We start from the raw sequence: 21,760 nt of genomic DNA, 5'->3' as shown, positions 1-21,760 counted from the left end.
CGAACTGGACCAGTCGATCCACAAGTGAGTATGCCGTGCATTCAACATCAAGCCAGACAAGCGACGGCGCGCGGGAGACGCTCCCGATTTCCGCGTTGCTGGCATTGGCGATGACCGGCTTTACCGCGATTCTCACCGAGACGCTGCCAGCCGGGTTGCTGCCGCATATGGCTGCGGGGTTGGCGGTATCGGAGCCGCTCGCCGGGCAGACGATCACGGTCTATGCGGTCGGATCGGTGCTCGCGGCGATTCCACTGACGCTTTACACGCAGGGGTGGCGGCGCAAGCCCACGTTGCTCGTCGCGATCTTCGGCTTCCTGATCTTCAATTGCGTGACCGCCGTCTCGACCTCCTACGCGCTGACCTTGTTTGCGCGGTTCATGGGCGGTGTCGCGGCAGGGCTCGGTTGGGGGATCATCGCGGGCTATGCGCGGCGGATGGTCGTCCCGCAGTTGCGCGGCAAGGCTTTGGCGATCGCGATGGTCGGGACGCCGATCGCGCTGTCGATCGGCGTTCCGTTGGGTGCAATGCTGGGCACCACGCTGGGCTGGCGCGCCGCGTTCTGGCTGATGTCGGTCACGACGGTGACGCTGATCGGCTGGGTGCTGTGGCAAGTTCCGGACTTCCCCGGACAACCGGCGGAGCAGCGCTTGTCGATCGCGCGGGTGTTCCAGATGCCGGGGGTTCGCACGGTCCTCCTCACACTGTTCGCGTGGATCACCGCGCACAATCTTCTCTATACGTATATCGCGCCGGTCGCGGCGCTTGCTGGAATTCAGCAGCGGCTCGATTTGTTGCTGCTCGGGTTCGGGCTTGCCGCGCTGGCGGGGATCTGGATCACGGGGGTCTTGATCGACCGCGCCTTGCGGCCGCTCGTGCTCGGTAGCCTGACGGTGTTCGCGGCGGTGGCGGTGGCGTTCGGGGTGTTCGCCGCCGTACCCGAAACGACGATCGTCGCGACGCTGCTGTGGGGGCTGTCGTTCGGCGGTGCGGCGACGCAACTTCAAACCGCTTTGGCCGATGCTGCGGGCGAAGGCGTCGACCTTGCCAATGCGATGCTGACCACGGTGTGGAACGGTGCGATCGCCGCGGGCGGGATAGTCGGTGGCGTTATCCTGGAGCGTTCCGGCGCAGGATCGCTCGCCTGGGCCGTTCTCGCGCTCACGCTGGTCGCGCTCGTGCTTGCGTTCAGCGCGGATCGGTTCGCCTTCAAGCCCGGTCCGAGGGCTTTCACCTAATGTGCGGAACGCGCGCCATACCGGAGAACATTTTGATGAAAGCCTATCAGATTGGCAGCCAGAACGGCATCGACGGGCTCGTTCCGACGACACGCGCCACGCCGGTCGCGGGGCCTGGCGAAGCGCTGGTCGCGCCGCGGCTCGTCGGCCTGATCAGCCGTGACGTCCAACTCCTCCGCGGCACCTACGGGCCACGTCAGTCGGAAACCCGCATCCCGATGTCCGAAGGGGTTGGCGAAGTCGTGGCGGTCGGCGCAGGCGTCACCGAAGTCGCGGTCGGCGACCGCGTCGTCTGCGGTCATTTCGCCACGTGGCACGACGGGACGTTTCGGTCGGACGTCTTTGCGCACGACATCGGGATCACGCACCATGGCTGGCTGGCCGAGCGTGTCCTCTTGCCCGCCGCAGCGCTGATCCGGGTGCCCGACGCCCTCGCCGACGCCGACGTCGCTGGGCTTGCCTCGGCTGGGCTGACCGCTTGGAATGCGCTTGTCGAGGTTTGCAAGGTCAAGGCCGGCGACACGGTGCTGTGCCTTGGCACAGGCAGTGTGTCGCTTGCCGCGTTGAAGATCGCCAAAGCGTATGGTGCCAAGGTCGTCATTACATCGTCGCAAGACGCAAAGCTCGAGACGGCGCGGAGCCTGGGTGCGGATATCACGGTCAACTACCGTACGTCGCCAGATTGGGCGGCCGACGTGATCGAGCAGACCGACGGCAAGGGAGCCGACATCGTGATCGAGACGGGCGGCGTCGATACGCTGGGGCATTCCATCGCGGCGGCGGCAACCAACGGCCGGGTCATCGTCATCGGCGTTTCACCGGGCGAGGGGCCCGCCATCCCTGATTATCTGTCGCTCATCCTGAAGAACGTGACGATCCATGGGATCGCCAACGGCAGTCGTGCGATGTTCGTCGATCTGCTCGACGCGATGGTCGCGCACCGGATGACGACCGTGGTGGACCGGACCTTCGCGTTCGATCAGGCGCCGGAAGCGGTCCGCTATTTCGCGGCGGCGGACCATCTTGGGAAGGTAATGATCGCGTTGTGAATCGAACGGCGGGAACGGAACGGCGGGGAACGGTCAGGATGGGGGCATGATGGTCTCGACCGCCGTCCGCCGACCGCATCCCGTCAGTCGTCCCCCCAGATCGCCTTTCCCTTCCAGGCGCCATCCAGCGCGAGGGTGCGGAGTTCATCGGTCAGGATCTCGACCCAACTCCCCGCCAGGGGACTGTCCCGCAGTTCGCGCAGGGTCGCGACGCCGACATGCGACCGGAGCGACGGACGCTCGATCTGGTGCGACGTCACAATTCCTGCGTCGACTGCGGGCTGAATGGCGAGCTGCGCGGTGATCGAATAGCCCAAGCCGTCCGCCACTAGCTGGCGAGTTAGCGCAACACTGTCGATTTCCATGATGACCCGCAGCCGCACGCCGTTCTGGGTCGCCATTTGTTCGATCAGGCGGCGGTTGCTGTGGGGCAGGGCCGGGAGGATCAAGGGGAGATCGGCAAGGTCGACGAACCGCAGCGTGCGCGGCGCTTCACCGGGCGGCGCGACCAGCACCATCGGCTCGCTGAACAATGGCCGGACCTCGAACGCTTCGAGCAGCGGCTGATTGTAGACGACCGCCGCCTGCACGCTGCCGTCCAGCAACCATGCCTGGAGCGAGGTACTCAGGCCTTCGCGAACGTGGAGCATCGCCTTGGGCCATCGCGCGCGGAACCGCCGCACCATGTTCGCTCCAACCGCCAGGCCGATCGCCGGGGTCAGCCCGACCGCGAGGTGACCGCGTTCCTGCGGATCGTCGTCCCGCACATATTCGCTCGTGCCGTTCAAATAGTGGAGCATCATCTCCGCCCGATCCAGCAGTCGTGCGCCCGCAGGCGTCAGGACGACGCCACGCGCGTGCCGGACGAACAGCGCGACCTTGAGCTCCTCCTCCAGCTTGGCGACGTGCCGACTGAGCGCGGGTTGCGCAATGCGCAGCTTCTCGGCTGCTCTGCTGAAGCTGCCGGTATAGGCGACGGTGGAAAAGGTACGCAGCTCGCGAATGTCCATAAGACGTTACTTAGGCCCTTTCGGGCGCGGCGTCATACCGAATGCGCCGGGGGTGGTTGCGGGGTCGATCAGCGGGCGGCAGACGTCTGGGCGGGCAAAGGCACCAGTCCGCTGTTTTGCAACGGCAAATCTGCGGCCGGCGAGGTCAGGTAGCGCAGCAAACGGGCCCCCGCTTCGGGATTGGGGGCGCGGGCACCGACAAAGGCGGTCAGGACGGAGCGATGCTGCAAGGCAGGCGGCAACGGACCCACCACCGTCAGGCCGCGGATGTGCAACATCTCGCTGCACTGGGAGAAGGCGATGTCCACGTCGCCCGCCGCGGTCGCCTTGGCGATTCCGACCTGCCGCGCGACGCGGGCCATCTGCCGGGTGATCCCCAGCTTGGGGAACATCGTGCGGGTGACATAGTCCCCGCTGAGGCTGTTCGAATAGCCGACCGACCGCGCCGCCAGCAGCGCACGACGGACCGCGGCGGATGTGTCGATCTTCGGTGCCGGACGGTTGGCGGGCACGACGACGCAAATCGGCGAGGCGGCCAACGGAACGACGCTGCCGGGAAGCGCGTGACCACCCGCAACGAGGCCGTCGATCACCTTCGCCTCGGCGATGACGACATCGGTTGCCTCACCGGCTGCCACGGCAGGACCGATATCGGCAGAGCGATCGATCTTGATCGCCAGCGTGTCGCCGCTGCGAGTCTGATAGTCGCCGCGCAGCGCATCCAGCGCGACCGCGATCGCGCCGGAGGCGTGGACCTTGACGTCGCCTGCCATCGCACTGGAGGGAAAGGCGATCCCGGCCAGGGCCAGCACGGGCACCAGCACCCGGATCATCGCGGTGCCGCCGGTACGATCGGCAGGACGATCATCGAGGGGTGCGCAGGATCGTGCAGGATCGCCGAATGCGCGACTTGCTGGCGGGTGTGATGCTGGATCGGTTCGCCGGTATTGGGATTGACGTCGAACTTCGGGAAATTGCTGCCGGCGATGTCGAGCCGGATGCGGTGGCCCTTCTTGAACACGTTGCTGGTCGGCGGCACCTCGATCGTCATCGTGTAGGTCTTGCCGGGCGTGAGCAGCGTGGCCTTGTCGAGCGTATCCCGGTAGCGCGCGCGTCGCAGCGCATCGGACAGGGTCAGCGCGACCCCATCGGGGTACGCGGCGGAGGCCGGATATTCGTCGATGAGTTTGACCGCGAAATCAGTGTCTTTCACGTCGGTGCGGAAATGCAGCGTGACGCTGACCGGCCCGGTCACCTCGACGTCGCGATCCAGCGGTGCGGTGCTGAAGCTCTTCACGTCGGCGCGCGCATTGAGCGGTCGGGAGTCGGTACACCCCTTGTAGGTCGGCTTGCACCGCTGATCGAACGCCCCGCCGATCCGCGTGTAGATCGTCGGAACCGGATGCGCAGGATCGGCGATGAGCGCGGTGGAGGTCGTGGACGTTGCGGGCGACGAACCGAGCAGGCCATTGCCCTGAAGATAGTAAGACGTCGGTTTCGCGCGTGCGAGCGGATAGGCGGCTTCGTCGCGCCAGTATCCGCCGTGATAAATCAGGCCCTCCGCGGTGCGATGGCCGTCGCCGGTGCCCATGACAAATAACCGCACAGGGGAGGCCGGAGTCGCCGGTTGCTCACCCTTTAGATATTGCCGGAACCACGCATCGGCGGCTTCGAGCGGATGGCCTTCGCCGTCCGGACCGAATTCGGCGTCGCCGTTGTGCGATACCGAGCGGCCATGATCCCAGGGGCCGGAAATCATGCGCGTTTCCGACCGGTGCGCCGCTTTCAGACCAAGATACGCCTTCAGGAACGGCCGCTGCATGTGATCGTACCAGCTGCCGTAAAACAGCATCGGAATGTCGGGATAGTCGCGATAGCGATCGGGATTGATCCCGTAGCTTTTCCAATAGGCATCATAGTCGGGATGCGCGAGCCACTCGCTGAACCAGCGCTGGGCGGGGGGCGAGAAGGCGAGCAGTTTCGCCTGCTCGGCGGCCGGAAGCGCCAGCACCCGGTCATAATCCTTGCGCATCGCCTCTGCCTGCGCCTTCACCGCCGGCTTGTCGGCATTGTCGTGCATCGTCAGGATCGCGCCGAGCGTGTGCGAAAGGTTGTGATCGCCCAGCCACGCACCCTGGCTCCAGGCGCCGCCACCGTCGTGATAGTCGGTGACCGCATTGATGAGGAACTGCGCCTTCAAGTGCGGCGGCTTGCCGAGCGCGGTGTTGAACTGCGTGTGCCCGCCGTAAGAGATACCATAGGTGCCGATTGCACCCGTCGACCAGGGTTGCGTCGCGAGCCATTCGACCATGTCATGCCCGTCGCGCGGATCGTTGACGGGGTCGTGCATGTAATAGACGCCCTCGGAATCATTGTTCCCGCGCATGTCGGACGAGACGAAGACATAGCCGTGGCGGGCGAACCATGCGCCCGTCGCCGCCGTATTGTTGGCCTTGCGGCCATAGGACCAGCGTTGCAGCACGACGGGGAAGCGCTGCCCCGCCGCCGCGCCCGCCGGCATGTAGAGATCGACGGCAATGCGGATGCCGTCGCGCATCGGAACCATCACCTTTTCCCGGACCGCGATGTCCGTCGGCTGCTGCGCCGCCGGAGCCGTCGATTGCGCGCTGGTCGCAACCGGGGCGGTGACGAGTGCGATCGCCGCGGAGAGGAACAGGTGATGGTGCTTCATGGTCGATATCCCTCGCGACGATCAGTATTTGAAGCGGAAGCCGACCACGAAGGTCCGCCCGACGGCATCGTACAGGTCGAGGTTGGTGTTGGTCGAACTGATCGTATTGTTCGGGTTGATCGGGGGTGCCTGATCGAACAGATTGTTCACGGTCATGAACAATTCGCTGTTGCTCCCACGGCTTCCCCCGCGATTGTCGATGCGGAGCCGCGCCGTGAGGTTCGTATAGAACCGCGACGGAATGTTGTTGAACTCGTCGGCAAGATCCTTCGACGTGTAGAGGACGTTATACTTGCCGCTGCCGACATAGCGTTCCTGGACGACGAGGCTGAACGGGCCTTGCGAATAGATGCCGGTGAACTGCCCGCGCCAGTTCGGCGTGTTGCCCGTGGGGGTTCCGACGTCGCCGGCACGATCGATCGCAATGCCGCCCGCCGTCGACGAGATGAACGTGTCGACGTAGTTGGCCAGCACGCGAAGCGACAGGTCGCCCGTTCCGATCCGGGTCCGATAGCCTGCCTCGAAGTCGAGGCCGCGCGTCTTCAGCGAGGCGAGGTTGAGCCGCGGCTGGAGCAGGTTGGTGATCCGGCCGGAAGTGGGATCGCGCGTGATGAGCGCGCAGGTGACGGCCGATCCGGCGAGGCACTGGGTGAGCGTGTCCTGCGCGGTGAGCGTCGTGATCGCGCCCGAGATGTTGATGTCATAGGCATCGACCGAGAGCATCGCACCGCGCAGCCACTCCGGCTGGAAGACCACGCCCAGCGTGGTGGTATTGGCGCGTTCGGGCGCCAAATTGGGATTGCCGAGGCCGAACGGCTGGATGTTATAGCTGATCCCGCCGACGACCGGATCGATGACGGTGGCGAAGCCCTGCGACGGGCCGGTGAACAGCTCGATGATGTTGGCGGCGCGAATGTCGCGCGACCGTGCCGCGCGCAGGCGGATTTCAGTGGTCGGCTCGTAGGTTGCGCCGATCTTCCACGTGGTGACGCCGCCGCTCGTGCTGTAATCGGTGTAGCGGGCCGCCGCGTTGAGTTCCAGACTGTGGCCGAGCGCGGAATCCTTGAAGAACGGCAGCAGGACTTCGCCGAACGCTTCCTTCGTATCGTAGCTGCCGTTGAGCGGCTGCGTGTTGGTCAGGAAATAGCCGCCGGTGAAACCCGTGATCGGGTTCTTGCCGGTCGCGACGTCGTCCGAGACGCCAACCGCTTTTTCCTTGCGATAGCCGACACCCGCGGCGACCGCGACCGCGCCACCGGGCAGGTTGAACAGGTTGCCGGTGACCTGCGCTTCCGCGACGCGCTGCGACAGGCGCAACCGGTTGTAAAGGTCGCCGTGGACATAGGCTTTTGCTGCCGCGGACGGGCTGTCCTCGCCCAGGATGTTGAGCGGCACGCAACCGTCGGACGGGTTGGTCAGGGTCGACCGGCAGACGATCGCGCCCGTGCCCGGATTCCGCACGGCGTCGAGCGCCTGATAGAATTTCGAGAGGACGATGTTGTTCCGGCTGCGATAGATCTGTGTGGTCTGGCCGCCCTCGCCATGGACCGACCATTTCCAGCTGCCGCCGAAGCTGCCCTTGGCACCGAAGGCTGTGCGCCAGGTGTTGTTGGTGTTCTCCGGCGAGATGATGCCCAAGCCGCGACCGTAATAGCCGATCGGCAGCGTCGTCACGCCCGCCGTGACCATCCGTGCCCGGACGGAATCCGGGAGGAACGGATTTTCCCGCCGGATCGTCAGGCCGTTGCCGAGGAAATAGGGATATTGGCTGCCGTAACGCGAATGGGTGTGCGCCAGCGAAAGTTCGGCGAAGACATTGATATCGCTGGTAACGTCATAATCGGAGTGCAGGAACCCGACGACCCGCTCGAGCGGCGCGAGCAGCCCGACGCGCGGCAGGATGTTGGGGCCGTTGCCGCCCGACATGCGCTGGCTTAGCGTGTTGGCATATTGGCCATAGCCGAATTGGGTTGGCGTACCGTCCCGCGCGAAATCCAAGCCGCGCAGCGGGCCGGAGGTGACGAGGCCACCCCAGCTCGCGACCGAAATCCGCGCATCGGGAATGCGGATGAAGCGCGGCGCGCCGCCCGGGTTGGGAATGACCTGATACGGAACCGCATTCCATCCGCGATCCGTAACCGGATCAGTGTCATACGCGAGAATGCCCTTGTCGTTGGCATATTCGACCGACCCGATCAGATGGCCGCGACCGCTGGAGAAGCCGGTGCCGAAGGCGATGGATGCGGCCAAGCTCTGCGCGTCGCCGCGCTGCGAAATGCCGCTCTGCACGCTGCCCTTCACCCCGGTGAAGCGCGTATCCAGCACGAAGTTGACGACGCCCGAGACCGCGTCCGACCCATAAGCCGCCGATGCGCCGCCGGTGACGACGTCGACACGCTGGATCAGCGCCTGGGGAAGGAGGTTGACGTCGGTGGTGCCCGACCCGCCGGACGGAACGAAACGGCGTCCGTCGAGCAGGACGAGGGTGCGCGATGGGCCGAGGTTACGCAGGCTGAGGTAGTTCTGCCCGCCGCTGTTGGTGGTCGACGCCTGCGATTGCGGCTTCTGCGAACCCGCGAACGATGGCAGTTCGTTGAGCGCAGTCGCGATCGTGGTGGGGGAGGAGGCGGAGAGCTGTTCAGCGCCGACGACGGTCACCGGTGTTGGCGCGGTCGACCCGTCGCGGACAACGCGCGATCCGGTCACGACGATATCGCCGCCGCCGACCTCGGGGGCGGCCTGTTCCTGGCTTACCGTGTCGAGCGCGGGCGGGGGCGCGGCTTCGGGGGCGCTCAGCGAGGGTGGGGTGACTGTCTGTGCGCCGGCTGATCCGGCGAAGGCGATAGCCAGGATGCTGCAACCAAGCAGGCGGAACGACTTAGCGCGCGATCGTTGTGAGACGGACAGACCCATCGAAACATACCCTCCATGAACGAGGCCGCTCTTCGGGCGGCACTTCTGAAGGCTGGGTAGGCCGTGGATACAGCTAGATCAAAAACCGTTTCAACATAGCTAACCATCCATTTTCGGCATTGGTCGTAAATCCGAGGTAGCTCGATCTATTATGCCGTGCCGGCATAGGATGGCATATCGAAACGGTTTTTGATCTAGATATCGATCCCGCCTAGGACCTCCGGACACGTCAGGCCAAGGCCTTGTGTGGAGAAGGGCCGATCGCTTGTACGCAGCCGCCAAGAGCCTGCGGCAGACTGGCGTGTCGGTCGGAGAGGACAGTCTTGAAACACCTGAAAGAGCTGCACATTCAAGTATTGATCGCCCTGGTTGCGGCGGTCGTGCTGGGGATTGTTGCGCCGGAGTGGGCGGTTGCTTTCCGCCCGCTCGGTCAGGCTTTTATCGCCCTTCTCAAGATGATGCTCGCCCCGATCATTTTCCTGACGCTGGTGCATGGGTTGACCCATGTTTCCGACATGCGCGCGCTTGGCCGTATGGGCATCAAATCGCTGGTTTATTTCGAAGTGGTCAGCACCCTGGCGATGGTCGTCGGACTGGTGGCGGTCAATCTGCTGCAGCCCGGCGTCGGTTTGCATGCCACCAATCTGGTCGAGCCCGACGCGGCGGTGGCGGCGGGGAAGGTGAACGTTACCGATTTCTTCCTGCATATCATTCCGAATACGCTCGTCGGGGCGTTTGCCACCGGCGATATCCTCCAGGTTTTGCTCGTTTCGATCCTCGCCGGGGTCGCGATCAACCGGGTGTGCGGGCCTAACTCGTTGACGGTGCGCGGGATTGAGGAAGCGCAGGCGGTCCTGTTCAAGATGCTCGGCTTCTTGATGAAGCTCGCTCCGCTCGGCGCATTTGGCGCGATGGCGGCGGCGGTGGGTAGCTATGGCGGGGCAACGCTCCTATATCTGCTCAAGCTGATCGGCGTTTATTATCTTGCGTCAGCCGTGTTCGTTTTTGTCGTGTTTTGGACCATTTCGTGGTCGATTGGCCTACCGTTTCTGGCGGTTTTGCGCCTGATTAGCGACGAAATGCTGCTGGTTTTCGGCACCGCATCGGGCGAAGTCGCCTTTCCCCGGCTGCTCGAGAAATTGAAGCGCAGTGGCTGCGACGATGTCGTCGTCGGGTTCGTGCTTCCCGCCGGATATAGCTTCAATCTGGATGGCACCTCGATCTACATGGCGGTCGCGATCGGCTTCATCGCGCAGGCGACCGATACGCCTTTCTCGCTGTGGCAACAGATGGGGTTGCTAGCGATCCTGGCGCTGACGTCCAAGGGCGGCACGACCGTCGCGGGCGGGGCGTTCATCAAGCTGGCGGCGACGTTGCAATCGGTGCGATCGCTCCCACTGAGTGGGCTGGGCCTGTTGTTCGGGATCGACCGGATCATGGCGACCGCCACCGCGCTTACCAACATCGTCGGCAATACGATCGCGGTGTTCTTCATCGCGCGCTGGGAAGGCGGGTTCGATCCCGATGCCTTTGCCCGCGAGACCGGGCAGCAGCCGGGTCGCAGCTGGGTGCGCGGCCCCGCCGTGCCGATCGCGCGCGCCACCCCTTCAACACTCCCTAGTCCAACCAAAGGTCCTGCATGAACCGCCTTCCGCCCGTTACCCCCGAGACGCTGACCGATGCGCAGCGCCCCGTGTTCGATGCCATCGCCACCGGCCCGCGCAAGGGCGTGCGGGGTCCGCTCGCGATCTGGCTCCACCGGCCCGAACTGGCGCAGGCCGCGCAGGCGCTGGGGCAATATTGCCGCTATGACAGCAGCGTCCCGGCGCGGCTGTCCGAGCTGGTGATCCTGTCGATGGGGCGGCACTGGCTCGCCGAGTACGAGTGGGCCGCGCACAAGCCGTTCGCGCTGGAAGCCGGGCTGAGCGAAGCGGTGATCGATGCGATCCGCGACGGACGCGATCCGCCGTTCGAGAGCGAGGACGAGCGCCTCGTCCATCGCTTCGTCCGCACGCTGCATGCCGAACGCGGTATTCCGGATGAGCTCTACCAGGCGCTCGCCGCGACGCTGGGGGAAACCATGCTCGTCGATCTGGTCGGAATCGCCGGATATTACACGCTGATTTCGATGACCATCAAAGTGTTCGACGTGCCGCCCCCCGTTGGCGTCGCCCCTGAACTTCCCACGACCCTCGCCTGAAATGGCATTGCACGCACAAGGAACGCCCATGTCCGAAGAACTCCCTGCCAGCGATCGTCTGCGCGGCAAGGTCGCCATCATCACCGGCGCCGGGTGCGTCGGCCCCGGCTGGGGCAATGGCCGCGCCGTCGCGGTCCTGTTCGCGCGCGCGGGCGCCAAGGTGTTCGCGGTCGATCGCGATATGTCCGCGATGGACGAGACGCTGTCGCGCATCCGCGCGCATGGCGGCGACGTGACCGCGCATGCCTGCGACGTGACCGCCAATGACGCGGTCGAAGCGATGGTTGCGGCGTGCGTCGCGGCTTATGGCCGCGTCGACATCCTCGTGAACAACGTCGGCGGCAGCGCCGCGGGTGGCGCGGTCGCGCTGTCCGAGGACAAGTGGAACGCGCAGATCGACCTCAACCTGAAAAGCGTGTTCCTGACCTGCAAGCATGCCATCCCGGAAATGGAAAAGGCCGGGGGCGGCGCGATCGTCAACACCGCGTCGACCTCGGGAATCCGCTTCACCGGATCGCCGCAGGTCGCTTACGCCGCGACCAAGGCGGCGGTGATCCAGCTTGGCCGGGTGACGGCGGTGGAATATGCGCCGCGCGGTATCCGCGTGAACACCGTAGTGCCGGGCCAGCTTCACACCCCGATGGTGGAGGCGCGGCTGGCCGGGCAGCGGACCGGCGGGAATATCGATGCGTTGCTCGACAGCCGGTTGAAGCGGATCCCGCTCGGCTTCATGGGCGATGGCCGCGATACCGCTTATGCCGCGCTGTATCTCGCGAGCGACGAGGCGCGCTTCGTCACCGGCACCGAAATCGTGGTCGATGGCGGCATGACCGCACGCTGCGACTAAGCCGATGCGCCCGCCGATGCCCTTTCCCGTCAACCGCCGCCGCGTGAACGCGGTGAGTCTGGTCGCGGAATCGGCATCGGCGGGTCGCCGGATTGCCGTGCGAAAGATCCCATGATGACCGATCGTGCCATTCCGGCGAGGGCTGCGTTGCTGCGCTTCATCCGCGCGGTTTGCGAGCGCGCGGCGGCGGCACAGGCGGTGCTGGTCGACCACGCGCAGCGGCTTTACGCGTGATGGAGGCGCCCGCTGCCTTTCGCTGGACACCGTCCTTGCGCGTGCCCGATCCTGCCGTGCGCGTGCTCGATCCGCGGTTCGAACGCTATCGCCTGCCGCATGCCCGGCTGGAGCGGCTGGGGGGCGGGATGCGCTGGGCGGAGGGGCCGGTGTGGTTCGGCGATAGTCAGTTCCTGCTGCTGACCGATCTGCCCGAGGATCGCATCCTGCGCTGGGATGCGGTGACGGGCGCGCTGACGACGTTCCGCCAGCCCGCCGGAAAGGCGAACGGCCTGACCCGCGACCGGCAGGGGCGGCTGATCGCGTGCGAACATGGCGCGCGCCGTGTCACGCGCACCGAATATGACGGCCGCATCACCGTGCTGGCCGACGCCTTTGCCGGCGAACGGCTCAATTCACCCAATGACGTGGTGGTCGCCGCCGACGATGCGGTCTGGTTCACCGATCCGCCGTTCGGGCTGGCCAGCGACTATATGGGGCGGCGCGGGGCGGCAGCGCTGACCGCCAACGTCTATCGCCGCGATGTCGCGGGACGTCTCGTTTGCATGGCGGAGGACCTGGAAGGGCCGAACGGCCTGGCGTTCTCGCCCGACGGCACGACGCTGTACCTCGTCGAATCGCGCGCGCGGCCGTGCCGTATCGTCGCTTATGCCGTCGGGGTCGACGGTGCTTTGTCCGACCGTCGTGTCCTGATCGACGCCGGGGAAGGGCGCCCCGACGGGCTGCGGATCGATGCCGACGGCAACCTGTGGTGCGGCTGGGGCGGCGGCGCGGGGCTGGACGGGGTGCGCATCTTTGCGCCGGACGGCACCGCGATCGGCCACATCGACTTACCCGAACGCTGCGCGAACCTGTGCTTCGGCGGCCCGCAGGGGAACCGCCTGTTCATGGCCGCCACCGGCTCGCTCTACGCGCTCTACGTCAACACCATGGGGGCGCAATGGGCCCCTTTCGAAGGAGAGTATCAATGACGATCAAACGGATCATCGCGATGACGATGGCGACGGCTGGGCTCGGGGTTTCGGGCGCAGCGGCCGCCGAGGACGTGCACGTGATCGCCACCGGCGCGCTGCAGGGCGCGATGAAGACGCTCAAGCCTGCGTATGAAAAGAAGACCGGCAACACGCTGGTGATCGCCTGGGGGCCGTCGTTCGGCACCTCGCCCGAAGCGATCCCGGAGCGGATCCGCAACCGCGAGCCGATGGACGTGACGATCGGCACCGAAGAAACGCTGGATGCCGTGGCGAAGAGCGGCGTGTTCGATCCGACGAGCCGCAAGGTCATCGCGCTGTCGCAGATCGGGATCGCGGTGCCCAAGGGACAACCGCACCCCGACGTTTCGACCGAAGCCGCCGTGCGCCAGGCGCTGCTGTCCGCCAAGCGGGTGGCCTATTCGCAAGGCGCGAGCGGCGTCTACATCAAGACGACCATGCTGCCGAAGCTGGGGATCGCCGACCAGATTGCCGCCAAGACGGTGGTTGCCGAGGGGCGCGAGCTGGTCGGTACGGTGCTTGCGCGGGGTGAGGCCGATATCGGGATGCAGCAGGTCAGCGAGCTGAAGGTCACGCCCGGCGTCGACTTTCTCGGGCCGCTTCCCGCCGGGATCCAGAAGGTCAGCCGCTTTGCCGGGATGGTGAGCAAGGACAGCCGCAATGCGAAGGCAGCGCGCGGGTTCCTCGCCTATCTGGCGAGCGCCGAGGCGCGTCCGCTGATCGAAGCGAGCGGGCTCGATCCGGTGCGGCCGACCAAGCGGCGCTGAGCGACGGTCTTACGGACGGAAACGATGATGACCCGGATCCGCCGCCGCCGATGCGCTGCGATTATGCAGCGACACGGCGGGGCGTATCCGCGGGGGACGCGGCGATGGTGACCGCGGTCGTCCTCTTCGCCCGCCGGGCATCCGCCGGATGACGGCGCGGCGGGGGCGCGATCTGCCCCCGCGCTTCTGCGGCACGTCGCCGCACTGATGGAAAGAGCTTATGCTGAACATTCTCGTCCGCCGATCCGCGGTCGGCCTTGGCGCGTGCGCGGTGCTGGCCGGTACCGGTGCGCAGGCCCAAACCGCTGCCCCTCCGGCGTCCACCGATCCGCAAGTCCTGATCCAGGCGCAACAGCGGCGGATCGACCAGCTGGAGGCGCGATTGCGCACGATGGAAGCGCGGCTGGCGATCGCCCCGGCGCCGGCTATCGCGCAGCCGGTTGCGCCGGTCGCCCCCCAAGTCGCGGCGCCCGTGGTCCCGCCCGTCGCCGCGCGCGTGCCGCCGGTTGCGGTCGCGGACATTCCAGAGCGGGTGGCGCGTCCGCCGGTCGTCCGCATCGTGCAGCGGCTCACCGATTCGGAAGCGTCCCCACCGCCTGCAACCGGCAATGGCGAGAAGGCGGGCGTCGTGTTCGTGAACGGCCTGCCGCGGGTGAATTCGGTCGACGGCCATTGGTGGTTCCGGCCGCGCGGGCGGCTGTTCCTCGATGCTTCCACCACCACCGGCGCGTTTGCGGGGCGGAACATCACCGGCACCACCCTGGGGTCGGCGCGATTGGGGATGGAGGGCGCGGTCGGCAACGTGTCCTGGGCGCTGGAAGGCGAGTTCGCCGAAAATCAGGTCGTGTGGAAATCGGCGTTCGTCAACATCCGCCACCATCTGCTCGGGCTCGAGGCGGACGGGTCGATTGGCAACCGCTTCAACGACCGGACGATGGACGGATCGGTCGGGCTCGGCACGACGCCGTTCACCGATTTCAATACGGTCGCGGCGACGATCCTGCCGCGGCGCGGGTTCTGGGGCGTTGGCTTGCAGGAACGGCTCTACGGCCCGAACTGGCATGCGTCGGTACAGGTGACGGGCGAGGACCCCAACAACATCGGCGATGGCGACGACGGTTTGACCGTCGTGTCGCGGATGCACTGGAACCCGATCAAGTCGAAGGGGCTGACCGTGCATCTCGGCGGCTGGGGCTTCCACGAGCGGTTGGGGGGCGAAACCGGATCGCTGGTTCGGGCGAGTGCGATCGCGGGCGGGTTCAACACGCTGGTCCGCGCGCAGCCGGGGCCGGTCACGGGGGTGGACAGCGACACCGGTTACGGCGCCGAGCTGGCGGTGATCACGGGGCGTTTCTGGACGCATAACGAATGGGGGCGCCGGACCTTGCACCGCGCCGGCGGCACCGATCTTTCGCACGATGCCTTCAGCCTATCCGCCGGGTGGTTCGTGTTCGGGACGACCTCGCCCTATGACGCGCGGCGGGGCACCTGGGCGCGCGCGCGGATCGAGGATCCGGTGACGACGGGCGGTTGGGGCGCGGTCGCGTTGCGGGCGCGGTACCAGGAGGTCGACTATCGCGGACTGCCGCTGGGCGGGCTGGGGCGATCGACCACGATCGGTGGCACCTGGTACATCAACAAGATCACGCGCGTCCTGCTCGACGTGACCGACTGGCACATCGCCAATCCCGGCGACGCGCCCGGCAGCATCGATTCGGGGCAGACGGTGAACCTGGGGCTGCAAGTCCAGTTCTGATCGCGCTGGCGCCTAACCGGCGGCAGCCCGTTGCGCGGGCAGGCGATCGGTGAAGGCGATGGCGATCAGGCTGTCGTCTTCCCGGCGCAATTCGATCCAGTGCGAAACCGCAGCGTCGACCGCGTGCACGCCGCAGAGGACGGCGGTGACGCGGTCCCCCAGTTCGATGTTGCCGAGATAGGCGATCCGCCGGGCGTGCGTGGTGAGCGGCGGATCCAGCCGTCGGAACCACGCCCATTCCGCGCGATCGATGAGCGCGGGGAAGGCGGCGAAATAAAGGAAATCCGCGCCGTTGAAATCCTCGTGCGGGTTGGGGTCGAGCGTCAGTCGGGCCAGGTCTTTGCGGTCCGCGCGGCGGAACGGACCGTGGTGCTCCCACCCCTGCGCGCGGAACGGTGGCGCAGGGTCGGCGGGTGGCAACAGGCGGCATGGCCGCGCGACCAGCCCGCGAGTCGCGGATCGATTGCGGCCGGCTTCCCTTCTGCCGACGAACGCGCTGTCGAGCGTCAGCCGCGCGACCGTCTCGTCCTCGACCGAGAGCGTGACGGTGCTGCGGAAACGGCTGCGGCCGGTGCGCGACAGGGTGACGGCGAACGCGAGCTGATCGTGTTCCGCGACCTGGTCGAGCCGCCCGTCTTCCAGCGCGACCCCGGTAAAGGCGGCGTAGAGGCGCGCGCCGGTCGCATCGCGGAAGTCGGGGCGGTCCAGGCCATGCGCTTCCGCCAGCGCCAGCCAGTGACGGTGCCCCGCCGCCTTCCACATCCAGCCTTCCGACAGCCCCGCCCGGCAGAGCTCGGGCATGCCGATGCGCAGCGACTCCTGCGTGGCGACAAGGTTGGCGGCGGCGCTGGCGATCATCCCGCCGCAACCATCCGCTGCGCCGGGGCGAGCGATGCGGCGATGTGGTCGACGATGTGCGCGGCGTCGCGTGCCACCGCGTGGAAGCGGCCCGATCCCCAGGTGTTGAGCCACGGCAAGCCGATGAAATACAGCCCGGGGTGCGCCGAGACGCCGCGATGATGATCGGGATAGCCGCGCGCATCGAACACCGGCGCCTCGATGAACGAGAAGTCCATGCGGAAGCCGGTGCACCAGACCACGCTGCCGATCCCTTCCGCCGCCAGATCGAGCGACAGCGGTTCTTCGGGCGGCGACCAGCACGGCACGTAGGGATCGGCGGACGGTGCATCGATGCCCTCGCGCGCGATATAGCCGTCGATGGTCGCGCGGATTCGGTTGAACGTCGCGTCCGCCCGGTCGAGATGCTCCGACAGGTCTGGTTGGAACCGGACGACGCCCTGGTCGACCCCGGCGAGCATGCCGTACAGCTTCATCCCCTGCGTCGCGAACAGCCGCAGATCGATTTCGCGCCCGCCGTCGCGGCCGGTGAGATAGTGGTTCTCGTTCTGGCGGACCTTTTCGCTCATCGGATGGTCGTCGATCGGCAGGTCGTAATGCCCCATCTCCTCGAGCCATTCGGTCGAATCCTTGCCGCGATACTGGCGCGGCGCGCGCGGCGCATCGCCGACCGCGAGATGGACCTGCCGCCCGGCGAGGTGGAGATCCTCGGCGATCTGGCACCCCGACTGGCCGGAGCCGACCACCAATACGGCCCCATCGGGGAGGGCATCGGGATTGCGGTAATCGAGCGACTGGATCTGCGTCACGCCGGCGGGCATGCCCTGGCCGACCCGCGGGACGATCGGCACGTGATAGCCGCTGATCGCGATGACGACGCGGTCCGCGGTGTAGACGCCGTCGGTGGTCTCGACCAGATAGCCCGCACCCTCCTGCACGATGCGGGTGACCGCCACGCCTTCGCGGATCGGTGGCTTCACCTTCTTCGCATAGCCTTCGATAAAGGCGACGATCTCGTCCTTGACCATGAAGCCGTGCGGATCGGTGCCGCCATGATCGGCGCCATAGTCATAGCCGGGCAGGCGGCAGTGGTGGTTGGGCGTGACCAGGCAGAAACTGTCCCAGCGCTCGTCGCGCCAGCTGTGCCCGATCCGGTTCTTTTCCAGCACGACATGGTCGATCCCCTCTTGCTGGAGCAGATGGCTGAGCGACAAGCCGCCCTGGCCACCACCGACGAACAGCACGGAAACATGGGTACGCGGGACGGGCGTATCGGTCATGGCAGGGTCCTCCTCAGGATTCGAAGCGTTCGATGTGGACCACGGCGTCCGCGCGATCGGCGAAGCGGCGTGCGGTATTGGTGATCTGTTGCGACTGCTGCATCGCGTGGCCGCAGCCCATGCCGTAGCGGGCGCGTACCCGATCGCTGGCTTCCTCGAGCGCGGCGGTGGCGTCACGCACGAAATCGGCGAGCGGATAGTCGATTCCCGCCGTCAGCCGTTCGGCGATGATGGTCGAGGGCGAGTAGCAGCGTTCGCGGTGGCCATCCGGCCAGCGGACGACGAAGCGCATTTCAGGCATGGACCAAGGTCTCCGATGCGGTGGCGGGACCGCCGATGAAAGGGGTGGCGAAATCCCACACGGTGGCGCTCCCGCCGCCCGTGACGATATTGGCGCGGCGTTCGTCAATGACGGTCCCGGCGATGGCGGCGGCGATGTCGCGCGCGGCGAAGCGGGCGAGCACGGCGTCGGTGTTCTCCGGTGCGACCGCGAGCACGAAGCCGAAGCTCGGGAAGGCGGTCAGCCAGCGATCGATCGCGACGCTATCGGGGCGGGGCAGGCGATCGAGGTCGATCTCGACACCGACGCCGGACGTCTCCGCCAGCATCATCGCGGTGCCGACGACGCCGGCCATGCTGATGTCCTTGCCCGCGCGCAGCAGCCCCTCGGCGGCGAGCGCGGGCAGCAGCGCGAGATCGGCGCGCAGCCGGGCGGCGTCGGCGGTGCCGGTGCTGGCATCCCACCACGGAAACGGATCGCGGAACCGGCCGCGCAGATCGGTGACGACGATCAGCGCGTCTCCGGGGCGGGCCGCGAAGCTGGTGACCGGATGTTCCGCCTCGCCCAGCACGGCGACGGCGAGTTGCGGCGCGGTCGCCTTGAGGTTGGTATGCCCGCCGACGATCGGTACGCCGTAGCGCGCGGCGGCTTCGCGCATCCCCGCCAGGATCTCGGCGGCCTGTTCCTCGCCCGCGCTCCACAGCGCATCGACGACGGCGATCGCGCGACCGCCCATCGCGGCGACGTCGCTGAGGTTGACCATCACCCCGCAATAACCGGCGAACCACGGATCGGCGGCGACGAAATCGGCAACGAAACCCTCGATCGCGAACAACAGGTTGCCGCCGTTCGGGTGCGGGATCACCGCGGTATCATCGCCGACCGGAACCGCATCGCCGGCGCCGATGCCGAGCTGCGCGATGACCGGCGCAATATCGCATTTATGCGCGACGCCGCGGCTCTCGCGGATCAGCGTGGCGAGGCGCGCCGCTTCGCTCACGCCGCCCGCCGCGCGGCGTGGAAGCCGATCGTGCCGTCGGCGATCGGGGGATAATAGGCGAGATCGGCCTGCATCAGCAGATGCTCGCGGCCGTGCAGCGCGAGCTGCTCGATCTTCGCCCAGTGGAGGCGGCGGAACAGCAGCTCGTTGGGCGACTGGACGTGCGCGAAGAAGCGGACGCACCCCATCGCATGCGCGCTCGACACCGCCAGCCGGATCAGCGCGGGGCCGATGATCCCGACGCGCCGATAGGCCGGTGCGACGGCGAGCCGCGATCCCCACCAGATGCCTGGCGCGCTTTGATGGATGCGCACCGTGCCGATCACTTCGTCCGGCCCGCCCGCGAGCGTGGAAAGCGCGACGATCGTGGTCGCCACCGCATCGGTCGCGTCGCGGTCGTCATGGTCGAACACGCGCTGTTCGGTACAGAAGACCTGGCGGCGCAGCTCGGCGGCGCCCGCGGCTTCCCAGCGTTCGCTGGCGAAGCGCACGATATAGTCGCTGGCGAGGAAGGGCGGGGGGGCGACGAGGTCCATCACGCGGCTTCCCGCACCGGGAGCAGTTTTTCGAAGGTCGACAGCGCCGAGCAGGCGCCGCAGCGCGCACACCCGGCCTTGACCGATTCCGCCGCCAGCCCGCCATCGCGCAGCATTTGCGCCAGCGGCTGGAGCACCGACGCCATGAAGGCGGGATCGGGCGAGGGATGATCCTCGAGCGGCGTGCCGGAGATCGGCACGAACGGGACGATGAACGGATAGACCCCCAGCGCGATCAACCGCGCCGAAATGTCGAGCAGCGTCTCGCGCGTATCGCCAAGCCCGGCGAGGATATAGGTCGACACCTGGCCGCGCCCGAACACCGGCACCGCAGCTTCGAACGCGGTCATATAGCGTTCGATCGGGACGCTCGCCTTGCCCGGCATGATGCGCTGGCGCAGCGCGGGCGTCACCACTTCCAGATGCATGCCCAGCGTGTCGATCCCGGCATCGCGCATCCGGGTAAACCAGACGTCGTCGTTCGGCGGCTCGCACTGGCCCTGGATCGGCAATGCGACGGCGGCCTTCACCGCGGCGGCGCTGTCGCACAACACGGCGGCGCCGCGATCGGTGGCGTTGGGCGTGCCGGTGGTCATCACCATGTGCCGCACGCCATCGAGGGCCACCGCTGCCTTCGCGACTTCGGCAAGCTGCGCCGGCGTCTTGTGCGCCACCGTGCGCCCGGCCGCGAGCGACTGGCCGATCGCGCAGAACTGGCAAGTCTTGGTCCGGCTTTGATAGCGGATGCAGGTCTGGAGGATGGTGGTGGCGAGCACGTCGCGCCCGTGGAGCGTCGCGATGTGCGAATAGGGAACGCCCTCCGCGGTCTGCAGATCGTAGAAGCGCGGGCGGGGCGGGAAGCTGAGCGTGCCGACGCTGCGACCGTCGCACGTCACCTCGACGCTGCCATCGGCGGCGGGGGCGCTGGCCTTGAACGGGCTGTCGAAGGCGGTGGCGGTGTGCACCGGCACCATCACGGTGATGCCGTCGATCGTCATCGCCTTGTGGTCCGAAGGCCCCGCGCCGCCGCGGCGGCTGGCGACACCCGCCTTGGGATCAGCCAGCCGAATCCCGTGCGACTGCAGATCGGCGATCATCGATGCCGTCAGGGTGCTGGGTTTCGGTGGCATAAGGGAACTCCCGGTCGGAATGGGCGGCAGGACTTGCGCGGTGGATGGCGGGCTTGGGGCGGTCGTCCAGGTGGAGCGAAAGCAGCTCGGGGCGGGCGTAATGGCCGACCGAGTCCATCATCCGCTTGCGCTTGGTGACGAGCGCCATGTCGCAATCGGCGATCAGCAACCCCTCGCCGGAGGTCAGCGGGGGGACGACATTCTGCCCTTCGGGCGAAACGATCGCGGTGTGGCAACCGCCGGAAATCGCGCGACGATGCGCCTCGTCCGGTGCGATCGCCGCGCGCTGTTCGTCGGTCAGCCAGCCGGTGGCGTTGACCACGAAGCAGCCGCTTTCCGCGGCATGGTGGCGAATGGCGGCCTCGATCTGGTCGTGAAAGACCTTGCCGACCATCGATCCGGGGAACTGGCTGGCGTGGATTTCCTCGCCATCGGCCATCAGCGCATAGCGAGCGAGAGGATTGTAATGCTCCCAACAGGCCAGCGCGCCGACCCGCCCGACCGCGGTATCCACCGCGCGCAGGCCCGAGCCATCGCCTTGGCCCCAGATCATCCGCTCATGATAGGTCGGCGTGATCTTGCGGCGCTTGAGCGCGAGCGTGCCATCGGCATCGAAGACGAGCTGGGTATTGTAGAGCGTGCCGCCGTCGCGTTCGTTGACGCCGACGACCAGCACCATCGCATGGCGCCGCGCCGCACTTGCTAGCGCCTGGGTGACCGGGCCGGGGACGACCACGGCTTCGTCATAGAGCGCGAGATGCTTGGCGCCGATGCGATAGGGCGGGTCGATGAACGAGAAATAGGGATAATAGGGCAGGAAGGTCTCCGGGAAGACCATGAAGCCCACGCCCTTTTCCCCCGCCTCGTCGATCGCCGCGAGGACGCGATCCAGCGTGCCACCGGGGCGATCGAGCACCGGCGCGATCTGCGCGGCGGCGACTCGTACGATCCGGCGGTCGTTCATCGACCCGGCCATCG

Annotated in this window: 19 protein-coding genes; 8 read left to right on the top strand and 11 right to left on the bottom strand. The window is 66.9% G+C overall.

Annotation, left to right across the window (positions count from 1 at the left end; all coding sequences use genetic code 11):
• Nucleotides 1-35 precede the first annotated feature (35 nt).
• Both QBJ92_RS04215 and QBJ92_RS04210 read left to right on the top strand, forming a co-directional pair.
• Nucleotides 36-1,238 carry an MFS transporter gene (locus QBJ92_RS04215; protein WP_277968430.1) on the top strand — a complete coding sequence of 401 codons (1,203 nt, stop codon included), beginning with the start codon at nucleotides 36-38 and terminating at the stop codon, nucleotides 1,236-1,238.
• Nucleotides 1,239-1,273: 35 nt separating this feature from the next.
• Nucleotides 1,274-2,287, top strand: coding sequence for a zinc-dependent alcohol dehydrogenase family protein (locus QBJ92_RS04210; protein ID WP_277968429.1), 1,014 nt, complete (start codon nucleotides 1,274-1,276; stop codon nucleotides 2,285-2,287).
• An 83-nt stretch (nucleotides 2,288-2,370) separates the two neighbouring features.
• Here QBJ92_RS04210 and QBJ92_RS04205 read toward each other — a convergent pair whose 3' ends face one another.
• From QBJ92_RS04205 to QBJ92_RS04190, 4 genes are all read right to left on the bottom strand, one after another.
• Nucleotides 2,371-3,297, bottom strand: coding sequence for a LysR family transcriptional regulator (locus tag QBJ92_RS04205; protein WP_277968428.1), 927 nt, complete (start codon nucleotides 3,295-3,297; stop codon nucleotides 2,371-2,373).
• 68 nt (nucleotides 3,298-3,365) lie between these two features.
• Nucleotides 3,366-4,130, bottom strand: a complete 765-nt coding sequence (locus QBJ92_RS04200) for a substrate-binding domain-containing protein (RefSeq protein ID WP_277968427.1) — start codon at nucleotides 4,128-4,130, stop codon at nucleotides 3,366-3,368.
• A complete protein-coding gene (locus QBJ92_RS04195; protein ID WP_277968426.1) occupies nucleotides 4,127-5,989 on the bottom strand; it encodes a CocE/NonD family hydrolase in 1,863 nt (620 codons plus the stop codon). Before QBJ92_RS04195 ends, QBJ92_RS04200 begins: the two co-directional genes overlap by 4 nt.
• Before the next feature lie 21 nt (nucleotides 5,990-6,010).
• The gene (locus QBJ92_RS04190) at nucleotides 6,011-8,902 is read right to left on the bottom strand and encodes a TonB-dependent receptor plug domain-containing protein (protein WP_277968425.1); all 2,892 of its coding nucleotides are present in this window, start codon (nucleotides 8,900-8,902) and stop codon (nucleotides 6,011-6,013) included.
• Nucleotides 8,903-9,225: 323 nt separating this feature from the next.
• Here QBJ92_RS04190 and QBJ92_RS04185 point away from each other — a divergent pair, with 323 nt between their 5' ends.
• The 6 genes from QBJ92_RS04185 (at nucleotide 9,226) to QBJ92_RS04160 (ending at nucleotide 15,698) form a co-directional block, all read left to right on the top strand.
• Nucleotides 9,226-10,545, top strand: a complete 1,320-nt coding sequence (locus QBJ92_RS04185; RefSeq protein WP_277968424.1) for a cation:dicarboxylate symporter family transporter — start codon at nucleotides 9,226-9,228, stop codon at nucleotides 10,543-10,545.
• The gene (locus QBJ92_RS04180) at nucleotides 10,542-11,102 is read left to right on the top strand and encodes a carboxymuconolactone decarboxylase family protein (RefSeq protein ID WP_277968423.1); all 561 of its coding nucleotides are present in this window, start codon (nucleotides 10,542-10,544) and stop codon (nucleotides 11,100-11,102) included. The genes QBJ92_RS04185 and QBJ92_RS04180 overlap by 4 nt, the downstream gene beginning before the upstream one ends.
• Nucleotides 11,103-11,130: 28 nt before the next feature.
• Nucleotides 11,131-11,949, top strand: a complete 819-nt coding sequence (locus QBJ92_RS04175) for an SDR family NAD(P)-dependent oxidoreductase (RefSeq protein WP_277968422.1) — start codon at nucleotides 11,131-11,133, stop codon at nucleotides 11,947-11,949.
• 275 nt (nucleotides 11,950-12,224) lie between these two features.
• Nucleotides 12,225-13,154 (top strand): SMP-30/gluconolactonase/LRE family protein, encoded by a 930-nt coding sequence (locus tag QBJ92_RS04170; RefSeq protein ID WP_277968479.1) that lies wholly within the window; start codon nucleotides 12,225-12,227, stop codon nucleotides 13,152-13,154.
• A complete protein-coding gene (locus QBJ92_RS04165) occupies nucleotides 13,151-13,942 on the top strand; it encodes a molybdate ABC transporter substrate-binding protein (RefSeq protein ID WP_277968421.1) in 792 nt (263 codons plus the stop codon). Before QBJ92_RS04170 ends, QBJ92_RS04165 begins: the two co-directional genes overlap by 4 nt.
• A gap of 220 nt (nucleotides 13,943-14,162) precedes the next feature.
• Nucleotides 14,163-15,698: an OprO/OprP family phosphate-selective porin gene (locus tag QBJ92_RS04160; protein ID WP_277968420.1), complete on the top strand. Its 1,536-nt coding sequence runs from the start codon at nucleotides 14,163-14,165 to the stop codon at nucleotides 15,696-15,698.
• Between the two features lie 12 nt (nucleotides 15,699-15,710).
• Here QBJ92_RS04160 and QBJ92_RS04155 read toward each other — a convergent pair whose 3' ends face one another.
• Genes QBJ92_RS04155 through QBJ92_RS04125 form a run of 7 tightly spaced genes read right to left on the bottom strand, consistent with a single transcriptional unit; the run spans nucleotide 15,711 to nucleotide 21,758 of the window.
• The gene (locus tag QBJ92_RS04155) at nucleotides 15,711-16,556 is read right to left on the bottom strand and encodes a Pnap_2097 family protein (protein WP_277968419.1); all 846 of its coding nucleotides are present in this window, start codon (nucleotides 16,554-16,556) and stop codon (nucleotides 15,711-15,713) included.
• On the bottom strand, nucleotides 16,553-17,836 hold the full coding sequence (locus tag QBJ92_RS04150; protein WP_277968418.1) for an MSMEG_0569 family flavin-dependent oxidoreductase: 1,284 nt from the start codon (nucleotides 17,834-17,836) through the stop codon (nucleotides 16,553-16,555). Before QBJ92_RS04150 ends, QBJ92_RS04155 begins: the two co-directional genes overlap by 4 nt.
• 13 nt (nucleotides 17,837-17,849) lie before the next feature.
• Nucleotides 17,850-18,137: an MSMEG_0570 family nitrogen starvation response protein gene (locus QBJ92_RS04145; protein ID WP_277968417.1), complete on the bottom strand. Its 288-nt coding sequence runs from the start codon at nucleotides 18,135-18,137 to the stop codon at nucleotides 17,850-17,852.
• On the bottom strand, nucleotides 18,130-19,116 hold the full coding sequence (locus QBJ92_RS04140; RefSeq protein ID WP_277968416.1) for a sll0787 family AIR synthase-like protein: 987 nt from the start codon (nucleotides 19,114-19,116) through the stop codon (nucleotides 18,130-18,132). Before QBJ92_RS04140 ends, QBJ92_RS04145 begins: the two co-directional genes overlap by 8 nt.
• The gene (locus QBJ92_RS04135; protein WP_277968415.1) at nucleotides 19,113-19,652 is read right to left on the bottom strand and encodes an MSMEG_0567/Sll0786 family nitrogen starvation N-acetyltransferase; all 540 of its coding nucleotides are present in this window, start codon (nucleotides 19,650-19,652) and stop codon (nucleotides 19,113-19,115) included. Before QBJ92_RS04135 ends, QBJ92_RS04140 begins: the two co-directional genes overlap by 4 nt.
• The gene (locus QBJ92_RS04130) at nucleotides 19,652-20,782 is read right to left on the bottom strand and encodes an MSMEG_0568 family radical SAM protein (RefSeq protein WP_277968414.1); all 1,131 of its coding nucleotides are present in this window, start codon (nucleotides 20,780-20,782) and stop codon (nucleotides 19,652-19,654) included. Before QBJ92_RS04130 ends, QBJ92_RS04135 begins: the two co-directional genes overlap by 1 nt.
• Complete coding sequence (locus QBJ92_RS04125) at nucleotides 20,709-21,758, bottom strand: Nit6803 family nitrilase (RefSeq protein WP_277968413.1); 1,050 nt, start codon at nucleotides 21,756-21,758, stop codon at nucleotides 20,709-20,711. The genes QBJ92_RS04130 and QBJ92_RS04125 overlap by 74 nt, the downstream gene beginning before the upstream one ends.
• Nucleotides 21,759-21,760 lie beyond the last annotated feature (2 nt).

The sequence above is a fragment of the Sphingomonas echinoides genome (genome assembly GCF_029623395.1).
Classification (GTDB): Bacteria; Pseudomonadota; Alphaproteobacteria; order Sphingomonadales; family Sphingomonadaceae; genus Sphingomonas; species Sphingomonas echinoides_A.
Note: the sequence above shows the minus strand (reverse complement) of the source record. Positions and strands in the feature narration are given on the sequence as shown.

Excerpts from the sequence above, each read along its gene's own strand:
- QBJ92_RS04210 (WP_277968429.1), top strand. The coding sequence starts at position 1,274 with ATGAAAGCCTATCAGATTGGCAGCCAGAACGGCATCGACGGGCTCGTT.
- QBJ92_RS04205 (WP_277968428.1), bottom strand. The coding sequence starts at position 3,297 with ATGGACATTCGCGAGCTGCGTACCTTTTCCACCGTCGCCTATACCGGC.
- QBJ92_RS04200 (WP_277968427.1), bottom strand. The coding sequence starts at position 4,130 with ATGATCCGGGTGCTGGTGCCCGTGCTGGCCCTGGCCGGGATCGCCTTT.
- QBJ92_RS04195 (WP_277968426.1), bottom strand. The coding sequence starts at position 5,989 with ATGAAGCACCATCACCTGTTCCTCTCCGCGGCGATCGCACTCGTCACC.
- QBJ92_RS04190 (WP_277968425.1), bottom strand. The coding sequence starts at position 8,902 with ATGGGTCTGTCCGTCTCACAACGATCGCGCGCTAAGTCGTTCCGCCTG.
- QBJ92_RS04180 (WP_277968423.1), top strand. The coding sequence starts at position 10,542 with ATGAACCGCCTTCCGCCCGTTACCCCCGAGACGCTGACCGATGCGCAG.
- QBJ92_RS04175 (WP_277968422.1), top strand. The coding sequence starts at position 11,131 with ATGTCCGAAGAACTCCCTGCCAGCGATCGTCTGCGCGGCAAGGTCGCC.
- QBJ92_RS04165 (WP_277968421.1), top strand. The coding sequence starts at position 13,151 with ATGACGATCAAACGGATCATCGCGATGACGATGGCGACGGCTGGGCTC.
- QBJ92_RS04160 (WP_277968420.1), top strand. The coding sequence starts at position 14,163 with ATGCTGAACATTCTCGTCCGCCGATCCGCGGTCGGCCTTGGCGCGTGC.
- QBJ92_RS04155 (WP_277968419.1), bottom strand. The coding sequence starts at position 16,556 with ATGATCGCCAGCGCCGCCGCCAACCTTGTCGCCACGCAGGAGTCGCTG.
- QBJ92_RS04150 (WP_277968418.1), bottom strand. The coding sequence starts at position 17,836 with ATGACCGATACGCCCGTCCCGCGTACCCATGTTTCCGTGCTGTTCGTC.
- QBJ92_RS04145 (WP_277968417.1), bottom strand. The coding sequence starts at position 18,137 with ATGCCTGAAATGCGCTTCGTCGTCCGCTGGCCGGATGGCCACCGCGAA.
- QBJ92_RS04135 (WP_277968415.1), bottom strand. The coding sequence starts at position 19,652 with ATGGACCTCGTCGCCCCCCCGCCCTTCCTCGCCAGCGACTATATCGTG.
- QBJ92_RS04130 (WP_277968414.1), bottom strand. The coding sequence starts at position 20,782 with ATGCCACCGAAACCCAGCACCCTGACGGCATCGATGATCGCCGATCTG.
- QBJ92_RS04125 (WP_277968413.1), bottom strand. The coding sequence starts at position 21,758 with ATGGCCGGGTCGATGAACGACCGCCGGATCGTACGAGTCGCCGCCGCG.